The 18,291-nt window shown below is 56.8% G+C and carries 17 protein-coding genes and 2 pseudogenes; 11 read left to right on the forward strand and 8 right to left on the reverse strand.

The window, feature by feature from the left end; translation table 11 throughout:
* Positions 1-6 precede the first annotated feature (6 nt).
* Genes QZ766_RS02320 through glpE form a run of 3 tightly spaced genes read right to left on the reverse strand, consistent with a single transcriptional unit; the run spans position 7 to position 1,990 of the window.
* Complete coding sequence (locus QZ766_RS02320) at positions 7-765, reverse strand: DeoR/GlpR family transcriptional regulator (RefSeq protein WP_297196833.1); 759 nt, start codon at positions 763-765, stop codon at positions 7-9.
* A gap of 16 nt (positions 766-781) precedes the next feature.
* Entirely contained in the window at positions 782-1,618 is an 837-nt protein-coding gene (glpG, locus tag QZ766_RS02325; RefSeq protein ID WP_297196835.1) for a rhomboid family intramembrane serine protease GlpG, read from the reverse strand.
* A 45-nt stretch (positions 1,619-1,663) separates the two neighbouring features.
* Entirely contained in the window at positions 1,664-1,990 is a 327-nt protein-coding gene (gene glpE, locus QZ766_RS02330; protein WP_297196836.1) for a thiosulfate sulfurtransferase GlpE, read from the reverse strand.
* Between the two features lie 231 nt (positions 1,991-2,221).
* Here glpE and glpD point away from each other — a divergent pair, with 231 nt between their 5' ends.
* The 4 genes from glpD to QZ766_RS02350 all read left to right on the forward strand — a co-directional run bounded on the left by glpD (position 2,222) and on the right by QZ766_RS02350 (position 5,917).
* A complete protein-coding gene (glpD, locus tag QZ766_RS02335; protein WP_297196838.1) occupies positions 2,222-3,730 on the forward strand; it encodes a glycerol-3-phosphate dehydrogenase in 1,509 nt (502 codons plus the stop codon).
* Positions 3,731-3,850: 120 nt separating this feature from the next.
* Complete coding sequence (locus tag QZ766_RS02340; RefSeq protein WP_297196840.1) at positions 3,851-4,900, forward strand: AI-2E family transporter; 1,050 nt, start codon at positions 3,851-3,853, stop codon at positions 4,898-4,900.
* 104 nt (positions 4,901-5,004) lie between these two features.
* Positions 5,005-5,586 (forward strand): 4'-phosphopantetheinyl transferase AcpT, encoded by a 582-nt coding sequence (gene acpT / locus QZ766_RS02345; protein WP_297196842.1) that lies wholly within the window; start codon positions 5,005-5,007, stop codon positions 5,584-5,586.
* A 31-nt stretch (positions 5,587-5,617) separates the two neighbouring features.
* Entirely contained in the window at positions 5,618-5,917 is a 300-nt protein-coding gene (locus tag QZ766_RS02350; RefSeq protein ID WP_297196844.1) for a putative quinol monooxygenase, read from the forward strand.
* Between the two features lie 17 nt (positions 5,918-5,934).
* Here the strand turns inward: QZ766_RS02350 and QZ766_RS02355 are convergent, their stop codons facing one another.
* A complete protein-coding gene (locus QZ766_RS02355; protein WP_297196845.1) occupies positions 5,935-6,441 on the reverse strand; it encodes a phenolic acid decarboxylase in 507 nt (168 codons plus the stop codon).
* Between the two features lie 97 nt (positions 6,442-6,538).
* Between QZ766_RS02355 and QZ766_RS02360 the strand changes: the two are divergent.
* A pseudogene (locus QZ766_RS02360) lies at positions 6,539-7,390 on the forward strand (LysR family transcriptional regulator); the annotation flags it as partial.
* On the opposite strand, the gene QZ766_RS02365 reads toward QZ766_RS02360, so the two are convergent.
* Entirely contained in the window at positions 7,386-8,588 is a 1,203-nt protein-coding gene (locus QZ766_RS02365; protein WP_297196847.1) for an NAD(P)/FAD-dependent oxidoreductase, read from the reverse strand. The pseudogene QZ766_RS02360 and the gene QZ766_RS02365 overlap by 5 nt on opposite strands.
* 230 nt (positions 8,589-8,818) lie before the next feature.
* Between QZ766_RS02365 and pitA the strand changes: the two genes are divergently transcribed.
* Complete coding sequence (gene pitA, locus QZ766_RS02370) at positions 8,819-10,315, forward strand: inorganic phosphate transporter PitA (protein ID WP_297196849.1); 1,497 nt, start codon at positions 8,819-8,821, stop codon at positions 10,313-10,315.
* A gap of 67 nt (positions 10,316-10,382) precedes the next feature.
* On the opposite strand, the gene uspB is transcribed toward pitA, so the two are convergent.
* Entirely contained in the window at positions 10,383-10,718 is a 336-nt protein-coding gene (gene uspB, locus QZ766_RS02375; RefSeq protein ID WP_297196851.1) for a universal stress protein UspB, read from the reverse strand.
* Between the two features lie 317 nt (positions 10,719-11,035).
* On the opposite strand from uspB, the gene uspA reads away from it, so the two are divergent.
* A complete protein-coding gene (gene uspA / locus QZ766_RS02380) occupies positions 11,036-11,473 on the forward strand; it encodes a universal stress protein UspA (protein WP_297196853.1) in 438 nt (145 codons plus the stop codon).
* Between the two features lie 67 nt (positions 11,474-11,540).
* Here uspA and QZ766_RS02385 read toward each other — a convergent pair whose 3' ends face one another.
* Positions 11,541-12,665 (reverse strand): GNAT family N-acetyltransferase, encoded by a 1,125-nt coding sequence (locus QZ766_RS02385; protein ID WP_297196855.1) that lies wholly within the window; start codon positions 12,663-12,665, stop codon positions 11,541-11,543.
* Positions 12,666-13,364: 699 nt separating this feature from the next.
* Here QZ766_RS02385 and QZ766_RS02390 point away from each other — a divergent pair.
* Genes QZ766_RS02390 through QZ766_RS02405 form a run of 4 tightly spaced genes read left to right on the forward strand, consistent with a single transcriptional unit; the run spans position 13,365 to position 17,503 of the window.
* Complete coding sequence (locus QZ766_RS02390) at positions 13,365-15,134, forward strand: fatty acyl-AMP ligase (protein WP_297196857.1); 1,770 nt, start codon at positions 13,365-13,367, stop codon at positions 15,132-15,134.
* Positions 15,124-16,050 carry an NAD(P)-dependent oxidoreductase gene (locus tag QZ766_RS02395; RefSeq protein WP_297196859.1) on the forward strand — a complete coding sequence of 309 codons (927 nt, stop codon included), beginning with the start codon at positions 15,124-15,126 and terminating at the stop codon, positions 16,048-16,050. The genes QZ766_RS02390 and QZ766_RS02395 overlap by 11 nt, the downstream gene beginning before the upstream one ends.
* A gap of 30 nt (positions 16,051-16,080) precedes the next feature.
* Positions 16,081-16,341, forward strand: a complete 261-nt coding sequence (locus tag QZ766_RS02400) for an acyl carrier protein (protein WP_043081230.1) — start codon at positions 16,081-16,083, stop codon at positions 16,339-16,341.
* A complete protein-coding gene (locus QZ766_RS02405) occupies positions 16,328-17,503 on the forward strand; it encodes an aminotransferase class I/II-fold pyridoxal phosphate-dependent enzyme (RefSeq protein ID WP_297196862.1) in 1,176 nt (391 codons plus the stop codon). The genes QZ766_RS02400 and QZ766_RS02405 overlap by 14 nt, the downstream gene beginning before the upstream one ends.
* Positions 17,504-17,570: 67 nt before the next feature.
* Here the strand turns inward: QZ766_RS02405 and hchA are convergent.
* Positions 17,571-18,278: pseudogene (hchA, locus tag QZ766_RS02410) on the reverse strand (glyoxalase III HchA); the annotation flags it as partial.
* Positions 18,279-18,291 lie beyond the last annotated feature (13 nt).

Consider the following 18,291-nt stretch of genomic DNA (forward strand, 5'->3'; position numbering starts at 1 on the left):
CGGCTGCTAGCACAGCTCGAGCTGGATCTTATTCTCGGTAATCACCTGCATCACGCCCGCCGGCGGCATCGCGTCGGTATACACCGCATCCACCATGCTGATGCTGCCCATGTTGACCATCGCGTTACGTCCGAACTTGGTGTGGTCCACCACCAGGATCACGTGGCGCGAGTTTTCAATGATCGCCCGCTTGGTGCGCACTTCGTGGTAGTCAAACTCCAGCAGCGAGCCGTCGTTGTCGATGCCGCTGATGCCTAAAATGCCGTAGTCGAGGCGGAACTGAGAGATAAAGTCCATCGTGGCTTCGCCGATAATACCGCCGTCGCGGCTGCGCAGCTCGCCGCCGGCGAGGATCACGCGAAAATCCTCTTTCGCCATTAGCGTGTTGGCCACGTTGAGATTGTTGGTCACCACGCGCAGATCTTCATGATTGAGCAGCGCGTGGGCGACCGCTTCCGGCGTGGTGCCTATATCAATAAACAGCGCCGAGCCGTTGGGGATCTGGCTGGCCACCTTGCGGGCAATGCGCTCTTTCTCTGTCGCCTGATTGGCTTTACGATCCTGCCATGAGGTATTCACCGAGCTGGACGGCAGCGCCGCGCCGCCGTGGTGGCGCAGGATCATCTTCTGATCGGCCAGGTCGTTCAGGTCCCGGCGGATAGTCTGCGGGCTGACGGCAAATTGCTCCACCAGCTCTTCCGTACTGACGTAGCCCTGCTTTTTAACCAGGTCGATTATTGCGTCATGACGCTGCGTTTGTTTCATCAAGGATCCCTGAATTTTATGTTCGCTTTCGCACATTTAGCGTGTCGGTAAAGGCCATCGCCAGCCCTACCAGCAGCCCGGCAAAGTGCGCGCCGTTGGCCATGGAGAGGCCAAAAATATTAAACAGCCCGGCAATGAGCCAGATGAGCGAAAAGATAATCAGCCCGCGCTGCAGGAAGATGCCGCTCTGGGGATCGCGCTCGCCGCGCAGCCAGGCATAACCCATCAGGGCATACACCACGCCGGAGAGCCCGCCAAACCACGGCCCGGCAAACTTGTGCTGAATGAATCCACTGAGCAGGGCGCTGATCACGGTGATAACCAGCAGCTTCCCGCTGCCGAGGCGCTTTTCTACCATGCCGCCGAGATACCACCACCACAGCAGATTAAACAGGATATGCATCAGCGAAAAGTGCATCAGCGCGTGGGTAAAGTAGCGCCAGCCTTCAAACTGCAGTTCTGAATCATACGGCCACGCCAGCCAGATCATCACCGCCTGCTCACCCACGATATTCATCAGAATAAACACCGCGATACAGGCGATGGTCACCGCCCAGGTCAGCGGACCAGCGTTGCTTTTAAGGGTGGCGAGAAAGGGATAGCGCTGGTAGTGCAGGCCGCTGTGGGTGCCGCCCGACTGCCAGCTCGCGGCCATATAGCGCGGATCGGCAGGGTTTTCCAGGAACAGGTCCAGCTCATCCTGCACATAGTCGGCCTGGCTTTCATTGGCCAGCCAGACGTCGGTTTGCGCCGGGTGCGGCTGCTGGATGGTCAGGACAACACCCTGCGTAGCCATATAATCGACAAACGCCTGGGCCACGCGCGGATTGGCAAAAGAGGTAATCATCAACATACGGGGTTGTCGCTTATTCCACACAAAAGGGGACAGTATACCGTCTTAGCTACCGTGCGCCACTTCCGCCGGAAAATGGCGGTGCCAGGCGTCAAAGCCGCCGTCTACGCTGTAAACCTGGTCAAATCCCTGAGTGAGCAGATACTGCGCTGCGCCTTTGCTGCTGTTGCCGTGATAGCACATCACCATCACCGGCTGTTCAACATCATTTTCGCGCATAAACGCGCCCAGGGTATCGTTAGTCAGGTGAAACGCGCCCTCAACGTGCCCGAGGGCGTAGCTTTGCGGATCGCGAATATCGACCATCACCGCCAGGCCCTGGTGCAGTTTCTGGTGGGCTTCTTCTACATTGATACATTCAAACTGATCCATGGTGATCTCTTTCCTGAAAGATTAATTCGCCAGCGCGAAGAGTGACCGCCCCGACCGGAGAAAGCGCAGGGCATTTTACCGACAAGTGTACTGCCTGGCGGCAGGTAAACGCGAATTTGTTACGTGCATCACTCCGAAATGTTTTTTTGATGTTACCAGGTGCTCGTTTTTTTGCTATATTGAGCGATAACGAACATTTTTGAGCTAAAACGAAAGCGCAGAGGACAGTAAATGGAAACCAAAGATCTGATTGTGATAGGCGGTGGCATCAACGGTGCCGGTATCGCGGCAGATGCCGCCGGACGCGGGTTATCCGTTCTGATGCTGGAAGCGCAGGATCTGGCGTGCGCCACGTCCAGCGCCAGCTCCAAGCTGATCCACGGCGGCCTGCGCTATCTCGAACATTATGAATTCCGCCTGGTCGGCGAGGCGCTGGCCGAACGTGAAGTGCTGCTGAAAATGGCGCCGCACATCGCCTTCCCGATGCGCTTTCGCCTGCCGCACCGCCCGCACCTGCGCCCCGCGTGGATGATCCGCATCGGGCTGTTTATGTACGATCACCTCGGCAAGCGCACCAGCCTGCCCTCCTCCACCGGCCTGCGCTTCGGCCAGGACTCCGTGCTCAAACCTGAAATCACCCGCGGTTTTGAATACTCCGACTGCTGGGTGGACGATGCACGCATGGTGCTCGCCAACGCCCAGATGGTGGTGAAAAAAGGCGGCGAGGTGCTGACCCGCACCCGCGCCACCTCTGCCCGCCGGGAAAACGGCCTGTGGATCGTGGAAGCGGAAGATATCGATACCGGGAAAAAATACACCTGGCAGGCGCGCGGTCTGGTCAACGCCACCGGCCCGTGGGTAAAACACTTCTTTGATGAAGGCATGCATCTGCCGTCGCCGTACGGCATTCGCCTGATTAAGGGCAGCCACATTGTGGTGCCGCGGGTGCACACCCAGAAGCAGGCCTACATTCTGCAGAACGAAGATAAGCGCATCGTGTTTGTGATCCCGTGGATGGACGAGTTCTCCATCATCGGCACCACCGACCAGGAGTACAAAGGCGATCCGAAGAATGTCGAAATTGACGAAGGGGAAATCAACTACCTGCTGAACGTCTATAACGAGCACTTTAAAAAGCAGCTCAAGCGCGACGACATCGTCTGGACCTATTCCGGCGTGCGTCCGCTGTGCGACGACGAGTCCGACTCTCCGCAGGCAATCACCCGCGACTACACGCTGGACGTGCATGATGAAAACGGCAACGCGCCGCTGCTGTCGGTATTCGGCGGCAAGCTGACCACCTACCGCAAGCTGGCCGAGCACGCGATGGAAAAACTGGCGTCCTACTACAGCAATATCGGCCCGGCCTGGACCAAAGACGCCGTGCTGCCCGGCGGCGAGATCGGCGGCAGCCGCGAAGATTATGCGGCTAAACTGCGTCGTCAGTATCCGTTTATCAGCGAAAGCCTGGCCCGCCACTACGCGCGCACCTACGGCAGCAACAGCGAGCGCCTGCTCGGTGATGCTAAATCGCTTGCGGATCTGGGCGAGAACTTCGGCCACGAGTTTTACGAAGCCGAACTGCGCTACCAGGTCGAGCACGAGTGGGTTCGCCGCCTGGACGACGCCATCTGGCGCCGTACTAAAGAGGGCATGTGGCTCAACGCTGAACAGCAGTCGCGCATCTCCCAGTGGCTGCTGCAGAACGTCAACAACGGCAAGCTGAGCCTGGCCTCCTGACAAAGCGCCTGCCCGGCAACATAATCGTCTGCCGGGCAGGAAAAATCGTCTAACTTTCTGATAGTCATCTGATAAACACCCACTACACTAAGGGATAACTTCCTCTCAGGATCTTCCCTAATGACAACACCTGCCCCGGATAAAGCGGGCCTGCATATACTTTTAAAGCTGGCGTGCCTGGTGGTTATACTCGCCGGCATTCACGCCGCTGCCGATATTATCGTTCAGCTGCTGCTGGCGCTGTTCTTCGCCATTGTTCTCAATCCGCTGGTTACCTGGTTCGTTCGCCGCCGCGTCTCGCGGCCAATGGCCATTGCCATTGTGGTCTTCGTGATGCTCTGCGTGCTGATCGCGCTCATCGGCGTGCTGGCGGCGTCAATGAGCGACTTCTCCGCCCTGCTGCCGACCTTTAACCGGGAGCTGACCCGCAAGGTACTGGAGCTGCAGAATATGGTGCCGTTTTTACATATGCACCTTTCGCCGGAGCGCCTGCTGCAGCGCATTGACGGCGACAGAATGATGACCTGGGCTACCGCATTAATGACCCAGCTCTCCGGCGCGATGGTCAGCGTGGTGCTGCTGGTGATGACCGTGGTGTTTATGCTGTTTGAAGCCCGCCACATCCCCTACAAGCTGCGCTTCGCTCTGGTTAATCCTCAGATCCATATCGCCGGCCTGCACCGGGCGCTGAAGGGCGTATCCCACTATCTAGCGCTGAAAACCTTAATAAGCCTGCTCACCGGACTGATCGTCTGGCTCGGGCTGCTGCTGCTCGGCGTGCAGTTTGCGCTGATGTGGGGCGTGCTGGCATTTCTGCTTAACTACGTTCCCAACATCGGCTCGGTTATCTCGGCGATACCGCCGATGATCCAGGCCCTGCTGTTTAACGGCGGATTTGAATGCGTCATGGTGGGTGCGCTGTTTCTGGTGGTCCATATGGTGCTCGGCAACATTGTCGAGCCGCGTCTGATGGGAAGTCGGCTGGGTATGTCGACGCTGGTGGTGTTCCTCTCCCTGCTGGTCTGGGGCTGGCTGCTAGGGCCCGTCGGCATGCTGCTCTCGGTGCCGCTCACCAGCGTCTGCAAAATCTGGATGGAGACCACCAAAGGCGGCAGCAAGCTGGCGATCCTGCTGGGGCCCGGGCGGCCTAAGAGTCGGCTGCCGGGGTAGCAAAGGGCCGTAAACGGAGTAGCAATCGACGGCACATTGTGGGAAAGTCCCGGCGATAAAAGATTAATGTATTTTCCATAGAACATCGTTCGTCAGGAGTCACAATGTACCGCCTGTTTCTGGGACGCATCTCATCCCTTTCTCAGCTTGCCCTTGAGCCCGATCTCGTACGAAACGCCCCCCAAGGCCCGCGCCGCAGCGTGTGGCTTGCCGGGCGGGCGATGCTGTCCCGCGCCGTGTCGCCGCTGCCCGAGATCCGTTACGGCGAGCAGGGTAAACCGGAATTTGACGCCACACACGGGCTGTGGTTTAACCTCAGCCACAGCGCGGGCAGCATTGTCCTGCTGCTGAGCGATGAAGGACCGGTGGGCTGCGATATCGAAGCGCTGCGCCCGCACGCAAGCTGGCAGCAGCTGGCCAACGCGGTATTTACCTCGGCTGAACATGCCCTGCTCGAGCAGGAAGCTCCGGCCAACAGGCTCCGCGCCTTCTGGCGCATCTGGACGCGCAAAGAAGCGATGGTGAAGCACAGCGGCGGCAGCGTCTGGCAAATTGTCAGCGTCGACAGCACCGCACCGCTGCATCGCCACGTCAGCGACTTACAGCACGAAGGCCTGAGCATCGCGACCTGTACGTCGAGCCCGTTTAGCCCCGCGCCTGACGGGATTGAATGGATCATCCCCTGACATCTTTATCCACCTCCGCCGGAGAACAACAATGGCAAACGTGCTGCAGGTTATTGCCCACTATTACGTTAAACCCGACGCCGTTGACGACGTCATCCGGGCGCTGGGCGCGCTGGCAAAAGCCTCCCGTACCGAAGAGGAGAATCTCTCCTATGAATTTTTTCAGTCGCCCGAAGAGCCGCAGCACTTTGTGATTCTGGAAAGGTACAGCACGGAAAATGGGCTGGAGAAGCACCGGCAAACGGCGCACTTTCAGCAGATCGGCGTAAGCGTGATTACGCCGCTGCTGGAGAGAAAAGAGGTGGAGCGTTTTATGGTGGCAGCGGACTAGCGCCGCGCCATTGACGATTACAGTCCGGCGGGGAAATCATGCGGCAGTTCGCTGGCCGGGCGATCAATCACGGTTTCATTGTTTGCACCGCAGTCGCGTACAAAGGTGATGGTGGCAAATTCGTCAATAACTTCGGTCGGATAAGCCGGGCCGGCATCGCGATAGGACTCCATCAGCGGAATGTGATCGTTCTGGAAGCAGACTGTTTTTTCCGGGGTATTCATTACCCAGCGAGGGAAAAAGATCGTGCCATGAAACAGGCGGTCGGTGAAATTAACCACCAGGCTAACGTCAGTGCCGGTCGGCTCAGTCCAGGAGATTTTATAGACTGCATCGGCAATACGGACGATAAACGCCTGCTGATTTTTGACCCAGCGGTTTCCCACCATGCCGCTGTGGATGCGGTAGTCCACGGTATTTTCATTCTTAATATACAGCTCGTAGTTCCAGCCGTTGTCGTAGGTGTAAACCAGGTGTTTGCCCACCACGCCACTCAGATTGTGTTTATCAAATGTACTCATCATTCTTCTCCGGTTGTGTCGATGAGCACAGATTACCGCTTCAAAAATTGAATGAATAACGCTATTTTTGGATGATATACATTCAAAAAATCGAACAGTCATGCATAAAACAACCCTGGAACAGTGGGCCCTGCTCGAAAGAGTAGTGGCGCTGGGCAGCTTCGCGCGGGCCGCCGAAGAGGCGCACCGCAGCCAGTCATCGGTAAGCTATAACCTGTCGCTGCTGCAGGAACGGCTGGACATAACGCTGCTGCGCCCGGAAGGACGGCGGGCGGTGCTGACTGCGGAGGGTGAACTGCTGCTGGCGCAGGTCAAACCTCTGCTGCAGGCCTTCTCCCGGCTCGAAACCCGGGCGGCTACGCTACGCGACGGCGCCCGGGTGCAGCTCGACGTGGTGGTGGACAGCATCTTCCCCCGCGCCCGCCTGTTCGCCATCCTGCGTGATTTCCAGCAGCAGTATCCCCAGACGCAGGTGCGGCTTTCTGAGGTGCTGGAGAGTATTGAGGATGATGCACCGGTGCTGGCAGAAGCCGATGTGATGGTACTGACAAAACGCCAGCAGGCCAGCGGGCGCGGAGAGTGGCTGGTGAACGTAGATTTTGTCGCCGTCGCCCACCGGGATCATCCGCTGCTGCAGCTGCCCGCGCCGGTAGAAGAGGAAAGCCTGCGCCAGTGGCCGCTGATCCGCATTGCCACCGGCGATCGGGAAACGCTGTCGGGCCAGGATGCCTGGGCCTTCTCAACCCTCGATGCCGCCGTAGAGGCGGTGGCGGCACAGGTTGGCTACGGCTGGCTGCCGGAGGAGCGGGTTGCCGCCCTGCTGGAACGCGGCGAGCTGAAAATTCTGCCGCTGCGCCACGGCGTCCGCCGCGCCACGCCGCTGCATCTGGTGGTACGGCGCAGCCCCGCGCCGCCGGACGAGGCGGTTGAGCGGCTGCTGGCGCTGTTTAAGGCGTCGGGGCCTCAGCCAGCGCCTGAGCACACGCCCAAGCCGACGACCACGCCCACTGGAAGTTGTAGCCCCCGAGCCAGCCGGTAACGTCCATCACTTCACCAATAAAGAAGAGGCCGGGAACACTGCGCGCTTCCATGGTGCGGGACGACAGCTCGCGAGTATCAACGCCGCCGAGCGTGACTTCCGCCGTGCGGTAGCCTTCCGTACCGTTAGGCTGGACCCGCCATTCGGTAAGGGTTGCGACCAGCTGCTGCTGATCTTTCGCGTTCAGCTGCTTAAGCTGCACGTCCGGGATCTGCCCGAGCAGCTGCAGGCACTCCACCAGCCGCTTCGGCAGCTGCATCGCCAGCGTGTTTTTCAGGCTCTGATTAGGATGCGCCGCGCGCTGCTCGTCGAGGAACGCCGCCAGGTCGCACTCCGGCAGCAGGTTAATGCTGACGAACTCCCCCGGCTGCCAGTAGCTGGAAATTTGCAGCACCGCCGGCCCGGAGAGGCCGCGGTGGGTAAACAGCAGGTTTTCGCGAAACACCGTACCGTCATCGGCAGCGATCACCGCGGGCACCGAGACGCCGGACAGCGCCTGCAGCTGCTCCAGCAGCGGCTTGTGCAGGGTAAACGGCACCAGCCCGGCGCGGGTAGGCAGCACCTTCAGGCCAAACTGCTCCGCCACTTTATAACCAAAAGGCGACGCGCCCAGGCCCGGCATAGACAGGCCGCCGCTGGCAATCACCAGCTTTTTCGCTGCGACAGTTTCGCCATTAAGCTGCAGGACATAGCCTTCATCATTGCGCTCAACGCTGATAATTTCAGTGCGCAGGCGCGTCACGACGCCACCCTTTGCGCACTCGTCCACCAGCAGCGCGACGATTTGCTCCGCCGAGTCATCGCAGAAGAGCTGGCCGAGGGTCTTTTCGTGCCAGGCGATGCGGTATTTGTCTACCAGCGCGATAAAGTCCCACTGGGTGTAGCGCGCCAGCGCCGATTTGCAGAAATGCGGATTCTCGCTGAGGTAGGCCGCAGGCTCTACGTACAGGTTGGTGAAGTTGCAGCGGCCCCCGCCGGACATCAGGATCTTGCGCCCCGGCTTTTTGCCGTTGTCCAACAGCAGCACCTTCGCCCCGGCCTGCCCCGCCTGCGCTGCACAAAACATTCCCGCCGCGCCCGCGCCGACTACGATGGCATCAAACCTTTCCACATCTTCACCCCACAGTTTATAGTGTCGGGAATTGTAAATTTTCCCCGGGGCTACGACCAGCCTCTATTTTGCGAGAACAGAACATATCCTTGAAAGATATAATATAATTCCCAAGTGAATGGTTAAAATTCCTTACCCTAATCAATAAAAGTCTATATTTCTCTTTGCCCGCGCCGCGTTTGTCCACGATAATGCGCCGCGTTCATGTCCTCAAAATGGCGTAACGTCCTATGCTACATTTATTTGCCGGCCTGGATTTACATACCGGGCTTTTACTTTTGCTTGCTCTGGTCTTTGTTCTGTTTTACGAAGCGATCAACGGCTTCCACGATACGGCAAACGCAGTAGCAACGGTTATCTACACCCGCGCGATGCGTTCGCAGCTGGCTGTGCTGATGGCCGCCGTATTCAACTTCTTTGGCGTCCTGCTGGGCGGTCTGAGCGTTGCCTATGCCATTGTGCATATGCTGCCAACGGATCTGCTGCTCAATATGAGTTCCGCGCACGGTCTGGCGATGGTCTTTTCCATGCTGCTGGCGGCGATTATCTGGAACCTCGGCACCTGGTATTTTGGCCTGCCGGCCTCTAGCTCGCACACGCTAATCGGTGCCATCATCGGCATCGGCTTAACGCACGCGCTGATGACCGATACCTCAGTGGTGGATGCGCTGAACCTGCCGAAAGTTGCCGGGATTTTTGCTTCGCTGATCGTCTCACCGATTGTCGGCCTGGTGGTCGCAGGCGGCCTGATTTTCGTGCTGCGCCGCTACTGGAGCGGGACGAAGAAACGCCGTCGTACCCACCTGACACCAACCCAGCGTACCAAGAAAGACGGTAAGAAAAAGCCGCCGTTCTGGACGCGTATTGCACTTATTCTCTCGGCGGCGGGCGTGGCATTCTCCCACGGCGCCAACGACGGGCAGAAAGGCATCGGTCTGGTGATGCTGGTACTTATCGGCGTTGCTCCGGCGGGATTCGTTCTTAATATGAACGCCTCCGGCTATGAGATAACCCGCACCCGCGATGCAGTCAACAACGTCGAAATCTTCTACGAGCACAACAGCAACCTGCTGAAGACAGCTACCGGCGTGAATCAGCTCATACCACCGCCGGACGAGGTTTCTGACCAGCCGGTTGATTTCCACTGCCATCCGTCGAATACCATCAATGCGCTGCACTTCGTGAAGGGTATTCTCGGCAATATCGATACCTACGACTCCCTGTCGATGGAGCAGCGCAGCCAGATGCGCCGCATCATGCTCTGCATCTCCGACACTATCGATAAAACCGTGAAGCTGCCGGAAGTAAACAGCGACGATCAGCGCCTGCTGAAGAAGCTGAAAAGCGATATGTTGAGCACCATTGAGTATGCGCCTATCTGGATAATCATGGCCGTCGCGTTTGCGCTGGGCGTCGGTACGATGATTGGCTGGAAGCGTGTGGCTACCACCATTGGTGAAAAGATTGGTAAGAAGGGCATGACCTACGCGCAGGGTGTTTCCGCGCAGATGACCACTGCCCTGTCTATCGGTCTGGCGAGCTATACCGGGATGCCGGTTTCTACCACCCACGTGCTCTCCTCCTCCGTGGCGGGGACCATGATCGTGGACGGCGGCGGCCTGCAGCGCAAAACCGTGACCAATATCCTGATGGCCTGGGTGCTGACCCTTCCCGCAGCGATTATTTTGTCCGGCGTGCTTTACTGGCTGAGCCTGAAGCTCATCTAATCCGGTTATCCGGACGCAATAAAAAACGGGTCTGCGCAAGCGGACCCGTTTTTTTATGTTTACTCGGCTAATGCCAGATTATCAGTGCAATCATGCTCACCAGCACCAGCCCACACAGCGCGCTGGTTAAGATAAACTGGCCGCGCACCCGCTCGCAGCGGCGAATAAACTCGTCGTCATGATGATCGCGATAGCGCTGCGCCCAGATGTACCAGACCAGGCGCACCTGTTTTCCCGGCTGGCCGTGAGAAGTAAAGAATCCGCCGCCGTCAACATACTGATAAAGAAGCGGATCGCAGCCGCGCAGCACCACCAGCAGGGCGCGCAGAGAAGAGAAATAGCGCGCCATATTTACCGCACACACAAAACACAGAGCCCAAAACAGCGCGACAGTGCTTATCATTATTACCCCCCGGCGACCCGCCCACGGAGACTCCCTCCGGGACTACCGCTCCCCGAAACTCAACAGATGATCTGTGAAAGAGTGCGAGTGCGGTCACACTAATCGGCCGACCGACTCTTTTAATAGTGTAGGAGATCGATGAAATTTTTTGCCACATCGTTACGCTGTTAAAACGATAAGCTGATGAAGAAATCGCGTATTGATGCGCAAACCGGCGCGGGCGAGCAAGGTTTATTGACGCGGGTTACCCCGTCGTTTTATGGTTAGATTGTCTATAATTGATAGAAAGCTCAATCACTTCAGGAAGGAGTAACACTATGGCTTACAAACATATTCTTATCGCGGTCGATCTCTCCCCGGAAAGCAAGATGCTGGTAGAGAAAGCGGTCTCTATGGCGCGCCCGTACAACGCGAAAGTGTCCCTGATCCATGTCGATGTGAATTACTCCGACCTCTACACGGGGCTTATCGATGTAAACCTGGGCGATATGCAAAAGCGCATTTCACAGGAGACTCACCACGCGCTGACCGAGCTGTCCACCAATGCGGGCTACCCGATTGCGGAAACCCTCAGCGGCAGCGGCGATCTGGGCCAGGTGCTGGTGGACGCAATTAAGAAATACGATATGGATTTGGTGGTTTGCGGTCATCATCAGGATTTCTGGAGCAAGCTGATGTCTTCTGCCCGCCAGCTGATTAACACCGTTCACGTGGACATGCTGATTGTTCCGCTGCGCGACGAAGAAGACGAATAAGCCGTTTTCCCCACCCATTTTTCCTGCCTGAAAGAGACCTCCCGGCGCGCCGGGAGGTTTAAGTCACTTAAAGCTGCTTTTCGTACAGGCGATAGTGCTTGTAGGGCTCGGCACCGATTTTCTTCAGAATGTTGTTCATCCCGGTATTGGTTTCGAGGATCCAGGACATCTCCAGCGCGTCGATGCCGCGCTTTTTGAACGGGTCGCGCAGGGCTTCAATCAGCAGCAGCGCGATAATTGGCCCAATGCGGCTGAACTGGTACTCGGCGCGCACGCCCATTAAAGGCACGCGGGCGGTGCGCACGCCGCTCACTTTCAGACGCCATAGCAGCTTGGCCCAGCCCAGCGGCAGCAGACGGCCGTGAAGATCCGCGGCAGCCTCATTGATGTTAGGCATTCCGACGATAAAGGCGCAGGGTTTGCCGTCGATTTCAGCGATGTGAATCATGTCATCGGGAACCAGGAACTTCAGCTGATCGCCCATGGTGGCGAACTCACGCTCGGTAAAGGGCACGAATCCCCAGTTATGCTGCCAGCCGGAGTTGAAAATCTCGCGTAATACCTGCATCTCTTCGGCGAACTTCTTGCGGTTGAGGCGGCGGATGGTCACCTGGGGACGCACCCGCTCCATCAGCTTGGCCAGCGACGGATTAAAGTGCAGATCGGTGCGCTTCATCCAGTACGCGATAAGGTCGACACCTTTGGTGTAGCCCTGTTGCTCAACGGCTGTTGCATAGTAAGGCTTGGCGTGGGGCATCATCACCGACGGCGGCGTGTTGAATCCTTCGATCAGCAGGCCGCTTTCCTGGTTAATGTTCAGGCTGAATGGGCCGGTAATTTTGCGCGCGCCCTGCGCCCGCAGCCACTCTTCGGCGGCGGCAAACAGCGCGCTGAACACTTCCGGATCGTCGATAGCGTCAATCATACCGAAGTGGCCGGTATCCGCACCGTGTAGCTCGCGGTGCAGGGTGTCGATTTGCGCGGTTATGCGACCGACAATCTTTTCCTCTTTTATTGCCACCCAGGCCTGCCAGGTAATGTGGTCCGTACCGGGGTTTTTCTTCGAAAGGTGTTCTTCTCGCTCAATAATGAGGGGATCGATCCAGTTGGGATCATCGCGAAATAGCGTAGAGGGAAAAGCGATGAATTCCTTAAGTTTTTTCTTATCCTGGACTTTTTCGATACGAATCATAACCAGCCTTAAACTTGATAAAATGACAGAAAAAAATGCGCATTAAGACACCACGAATTATCAGATGCACGGCTATTTAGCTGCATCATTACTAATCCATCAGAGTTAGAAAATGCGATCAATCCACTAGAGGTAGGATAATGCAATATTTGTCTTTACTGCAGGTTTAGTAAAATGCGATGCGAATACAACAACTATATTACAGTTCATCACTCGCTTTACCGTTTGTGAAAAATATTGAGTGTAAAAAAGTATGCAAGGCGATGATTATACCTTTTCAGCGTTAATTGAAATTGCTTTATTGAGCGTTATTACAGCAAATGCAATTAATTGCTAAACAGATTGACTGCTTCAGGACTATTTTTTAGCACTTGATGCTGTTGTCGGGCGGAATCGCAAACTAAGCGTACACTTTTTAAAATCTTCCGTCATACTGGTCGAGTTATATCCATCTTTCTGGGTCAATCACCACAGGATCGCTCGTGCAGTTGCTAAGAATGCCGCGTACAAGCCTGATGTGGAATTGCCTCACGAATATGAGTGTCTACTTTTTCACCGTTTATGTTGACGAGCGTGGGTTTATTAGTATAAGATATGGTAGAATGAAAATTTATTATTACAATATTATAAATAAATTTTTACAAAATACACCATCTTCCCCCCAAGTGAATATCTGTATCATTCGGTGATTTTGAATCTATGGCTGCTTTGCATATGTCTGAAACAAGTTCAACCCAATCAATCCCCATGCGCTATGCTGACTTTCCAACCCTGGTAGAGGCGTTAGACTATGCCGCTCAGGGAAACACAGGGATGAATTTCTACGATCGGCGTAATCAACTCGTAGCCGTACTGGAATATAGCGATCTGAAGCGTCGCGCGATGGCTAACGCCCGCCGGCTGCTCTCGCTCAATCTGAAAAAAGGCGATCGCGTCGCACTTATCGCTGAAACCAGCGTTGGTTTTGTCGAAGCGTTCTTTGCCTGCCAGTATGCCGGATTAATCGCCGTGCCGCTTGCCATTCCTATGGGGGTTGGCCAGCGTGATTCTTACATGAGCAAACTCCAGGGTCTCATTGCCAGCTGCAAACCTGCTGCGATTGTCAGCAGCGAAGAGTGGCTGCCGCTGATTGACTCTGTCAGCACCGATACGCCAGAACTGCGCATCCTCAGCCATGCCGATTTAAATGCCCTGCCGGAAAAAGAGATCGGTCTCCCGCTGCCCTCCCCGGAAGATATTGCCTATCTGCAATACACCTCCGGCAGCACTCGCTTCCCGCGCGGCGTTATCATTACTCACAGCTCTGTGATGGCTAACCTGCAGGTTATCAGCCACGACGGCATCAAATTACGTCCGGGCGACCGCTGCGTCTCCTGGCTGCCGTTTTATCACGATATGGGCCTGGTCGGCTTTCTGCTGACGCCGGTAGCCACTCAGCTTTCCGTTGACTACATGAGCACGCAGGATTTCGCCATGCGCCCGATGCTGTGGCTGAAGCTCATCAGCAAAAACCGCGGCACCGTTTCTGTAGCGCCGCCGTTTGGCTATGACTTAAGCCTGCGCCGCAGCACCGAAAAAGACATGGCCGAGCTGGATCTCTCCAGCTGGCGCGTTGCCGGCGTCGGCGCAGAGCCAATCTCCGCCGAACAGCTCGAACAGTTTGCTGAACGCTTCGCTACCGTGGGCTTTAACAGCAACGCCTTTATGCCCTGCTACGGCCTGGCAGAAAACGCGCTGGCGGTCAGCTTCTCCGATGAAAACGAAGGTTTTAAAGTTAACGAGGTCGACCGCGATATCCTCGAGTACCAGGGCAAAGCCGTGGTGCCGACTAAAGATACCCGCGCAGTGTCCAGCTTCGTTAACTGCGGTAAAGCCCTGCCGGGCCACCGCATCGAAGTGCGTAGCGAAACCGGTATTGCGCTGCCGGAGCGCGAAGTGGGCCGGATCTTCATTTCAGGCCCGAGCCTGATGAGCGGCTACTTCCACGATGCAGCGTCGCAAAAAGAGATTCAGAAAACCGGCTGGATGGATACGGGCGACTTAGGCTATCTGCTGGATGGCTACCTGTACGTCACCGGCCGTAAAAAAGATCTGATTATTATCCGCGGGCGTAATATCTGGCCGCAGGATATTGAGTACGTTGCCGAAATGGAGCCGGAAATTCATCCTGGCGACGCTATCGCCTTCGTCACCCCGCAGGACAAAGATGAAAGCGGCCGCATTGTGCTGCAGATTCAGTGCCGCGTCAGCTCCGAAGAGCGCCGGGCGCAGATCGTGCACTCGCTGACCGCGCGCATTCAGAGCGAATTCAGCGTTGCCGTTGATATCGAACTGCTACCACCGCACAGCATCCCGCGCACCTCCTCAGGTAAACCAGCGCGTGCAGAGGCGAAAAAACGCTATCTCACCGCGCTGACTGAATCCCTCGACACGCAGCATATGCAGCAAGTGGCAGGCTATGCTCAATGACGAAACGGTCGCAATCACGGGTGTGACCGGTTTCATTGGCAAGCATATCGCTGACAACCTGCTCGCACGCGGCTTCCGCGTGCGAGCATTGACCCGCACTCTCCGCCAACACTCGCCTGAAAACCTCACCTGGGTTCGCGGCGCGCTGGAAGATAAAGCCTCCCTTGCCGAGCTGGTTAGCACGGCAGATTACGTGGTTCACTGCGCCGGCCAGGTCCGTGGGCACAGCGAAGAGATCTTTGTCGACAGCAACGTGACCGGCAGCCTCAACTTGATGCAGGCCGCGCTTGAAAATAAGCGCTGTCGGCGCTTTTTGTTTATGTCCTCCCTCGCAGCCCGCCATCCCGATCTCTCCTGGTACGCCAAATCAAAACGCACCGCCGAGCAGAAGCTGGACGCGCTGGCAGCGCCATCGCCAGTCACGCTCGGTATTTTTCGCCCCACCGCGGTTTACGGTCCCGGCGACAAAGAGATGAAGCCGCTGTTTGACTGGATGCTGCGTGGTATACTCCCCCGACTGGGTGATTCAGACGCAAAACTTTCGTTTCTGCACGTCAGCGATCTGGCCGAAGCCGTTGGCCAGTGGCTGGTCAGCGAGCAGCCGCCCGCGCGCCCTTGCGAGCTGTGCGACGGCGATGCTGCCGGATACAATTGGCAGCGCGTGCGCGATATTGGTGAAAAAGTGCGTAATGGCCGGGTCCGATTAGTCGGCGTCCCGCTACCTGTGTTAAAACTACTGGCGGACATCAGCGTGTTGTCCTGCCGACTGGCAGGTAAAGAGCCGATGCTCACCCGCAGTAAAATCCATGAATTAACACATCAGAACTGGTCCGCAAGCAACAATGGCTTGTGTGAAGAGATAAACTGGTTCCCCAGGATTAGCCTCGAGCACGCTCTGCGTGAGCGGTTATTCTGATAATCTGACTATAGGTGCGTCAAAGTTTCTATGCTAAATCGTGAAATAGTGATGGACTATATCCTCGAATGTTTACAGGGTATGGTTACAAATGGAGTGGAAATTGAGCCAGACAGCGATCTCGTAAACGAGCTCGGGCTGGAATCCATCAAGGTAATGGACTTGCTGATGATGTTAGAAGACCGCTTTGACATTTCCATTCCAATCAATATTTTGCTGGATGTAAGAACTCCCGCACAGCTGCTGGCTGCCTTACTCCCTCACCTGGAGAAAACCTATGGGCCTCTATGATAGGTTTACGCGCCTTGCGAATGACCGCGAGCAGTTTCAATCATCCGGCATCAATCCGTTTGGTACCTGCATCGACGAGATCTACTCTGCAACCGAAGGCCGCATCGGCAACCAGAAAATTATTCTGGCCGGCACCAACAACTACCTTGGTCTGACCTTCAATCCGCAGGCAATTGCCGATGGTCAGGCGGCGCTGGCCGAACAGGGCACCGGTACCACCGGCTCACGCATGGCGAACGGCAGCTACGGCCCGCACCTGCAGCTCGAGCATGAAATTGCCGCGTTCTTCGATCGTCCCTCCGCCATTGTGTTCTCTACCGGCTATACCGCTAACCTCGGCGTGATCAGCGCCCTGGCCGTGCCGGGCGCCGTTGTTCTGCTTGATGCAGACAGCCACGCGAGTATTTACGATGCCTGCACGCTGGGCGGCGCGGAGATCATCCGCTTCCGCCACAACGATGCGAAAGATCTGGAGCGCCGGATGGAGCGCCTGGGCGAACGCGCCCGCGACGCCATTATCATTGTCGAAGGCATCTACAGCATGCTCGGCGACGTTGCGCCGCTGGCGGAAATCGTTGACATCAAGCGCCGCCTGGGCGGCTACCTGATCGTCGACGAAGCCCACTCGTTCGGCGTGCTGGGTAAAACCGGCCGCGGTCTGGCTGAAGAAGTCGGTGTTGAAGCGGATGTCGATATCATCGTCGGCACCTTCAGCAAAAGCCTGGCCGCTATCGGCGGCTTTGCGGTCGGCAATAAAGAGATGGACGTGCTGCGCTACGCCAGCCGCCCGTATATCTTCACCGCCTCACCATCGCCTTCCAGCATCGCCTCTGTCCGCTCTTCGCTGAAAACCATTGCTGAACACCCGGAACTGCGCGACAAGCTGTGGAGCAACGCACACCGCCTGTACGAAGGCCTGAAAGGGCTGGGTTACGAGCTGGGTCCGAACATCAGCCCGGTTGTGCCGGTGGTGATTGGTTCGAAAGAAGAAGGCCTGCGCTTCTGGCGCGAGCTGATCGCTCACGGCGTGTACGTCAACCTGGTTCTGCCTCCGGCAGCCCCGGCCGGCATCACGCTGCTGCGCTGCAGCGTCAACGCCGCGCACAGCGACGAGCAGATCGACACCATCATTCGGGTCTTTGCCGAGATGAAATCTCAGTAAAGTACGCCCGACATAAAAGCGGCCCGGCAGGAAACTGCCGGGCCGCTTTGTTTATAGCTACTTTAACTTACTCACCGCCGTATACTGCGAGCAGCTCCTGCGCCGCCAGCTTGCCGAGGGCGTTGGCGGCAAATGGGCTGTCTCCGGTCAGCACCTTGCGATCTTTATGCACGCTGCCTTTAATATCATCGTTGATGATTTTCATCCCCATCGCCTTCAGCTCTTCGCCAAAGAACCACGTCAGATTGCCCGGCATGTAGCCGATATCCGGCGTCTGCTTGTCGGCGGAGTCCGGGAAAGCGCAGATAGCATATCCGTTCAGAGGATTGTCGCCCCCGCGCAGGGACAGAAATGCCGCCGGGCCGTGGCAGAGAGAGATCACAAAGCGATCGTTTTTCATCGCCCAGCGCAGGGCCTCCGCCACCGCGCCGCTCTCCGGCAGGCCAATCAGCGCGCCGTGCCCGCCGGGAATAAACACCGCCGCGTAGCTGCTCTTCTCATCAAGTTCTGCCACAACGTCCGCCAGCGTCTTCGGGCTGCGGAACTGCGCCTGAAACTGGTTAAAGAACGGCACTATCTCTTTATCCTCGTGCGGCATGGCCCAGTATTCAAACTTGGTCATCAGCCCCGAAACGGTGGCGATATCAAATTCAAACCCCGCTTTGTGCAGATGATACATCGGCAGCAGCGTCTCAACGGGATGATTACCGGTGGAGAACAATTTTCCGCTGTCCGTGGGCAAATAGCGTTCATCTGCGGCAATCACCAGGATCCGCCTGCCGCCGCGG

Origin of the sequence: uncultured Pluralibacter sp. (genome assembly GCF_913775985.1) — a bacterium.
Taxonomy (GTDB): Bacteria; Pseudomonadota; Gammaproteobacteria; order Enterobacterales; family Enterobacteriaceae; genus Pluralibacter.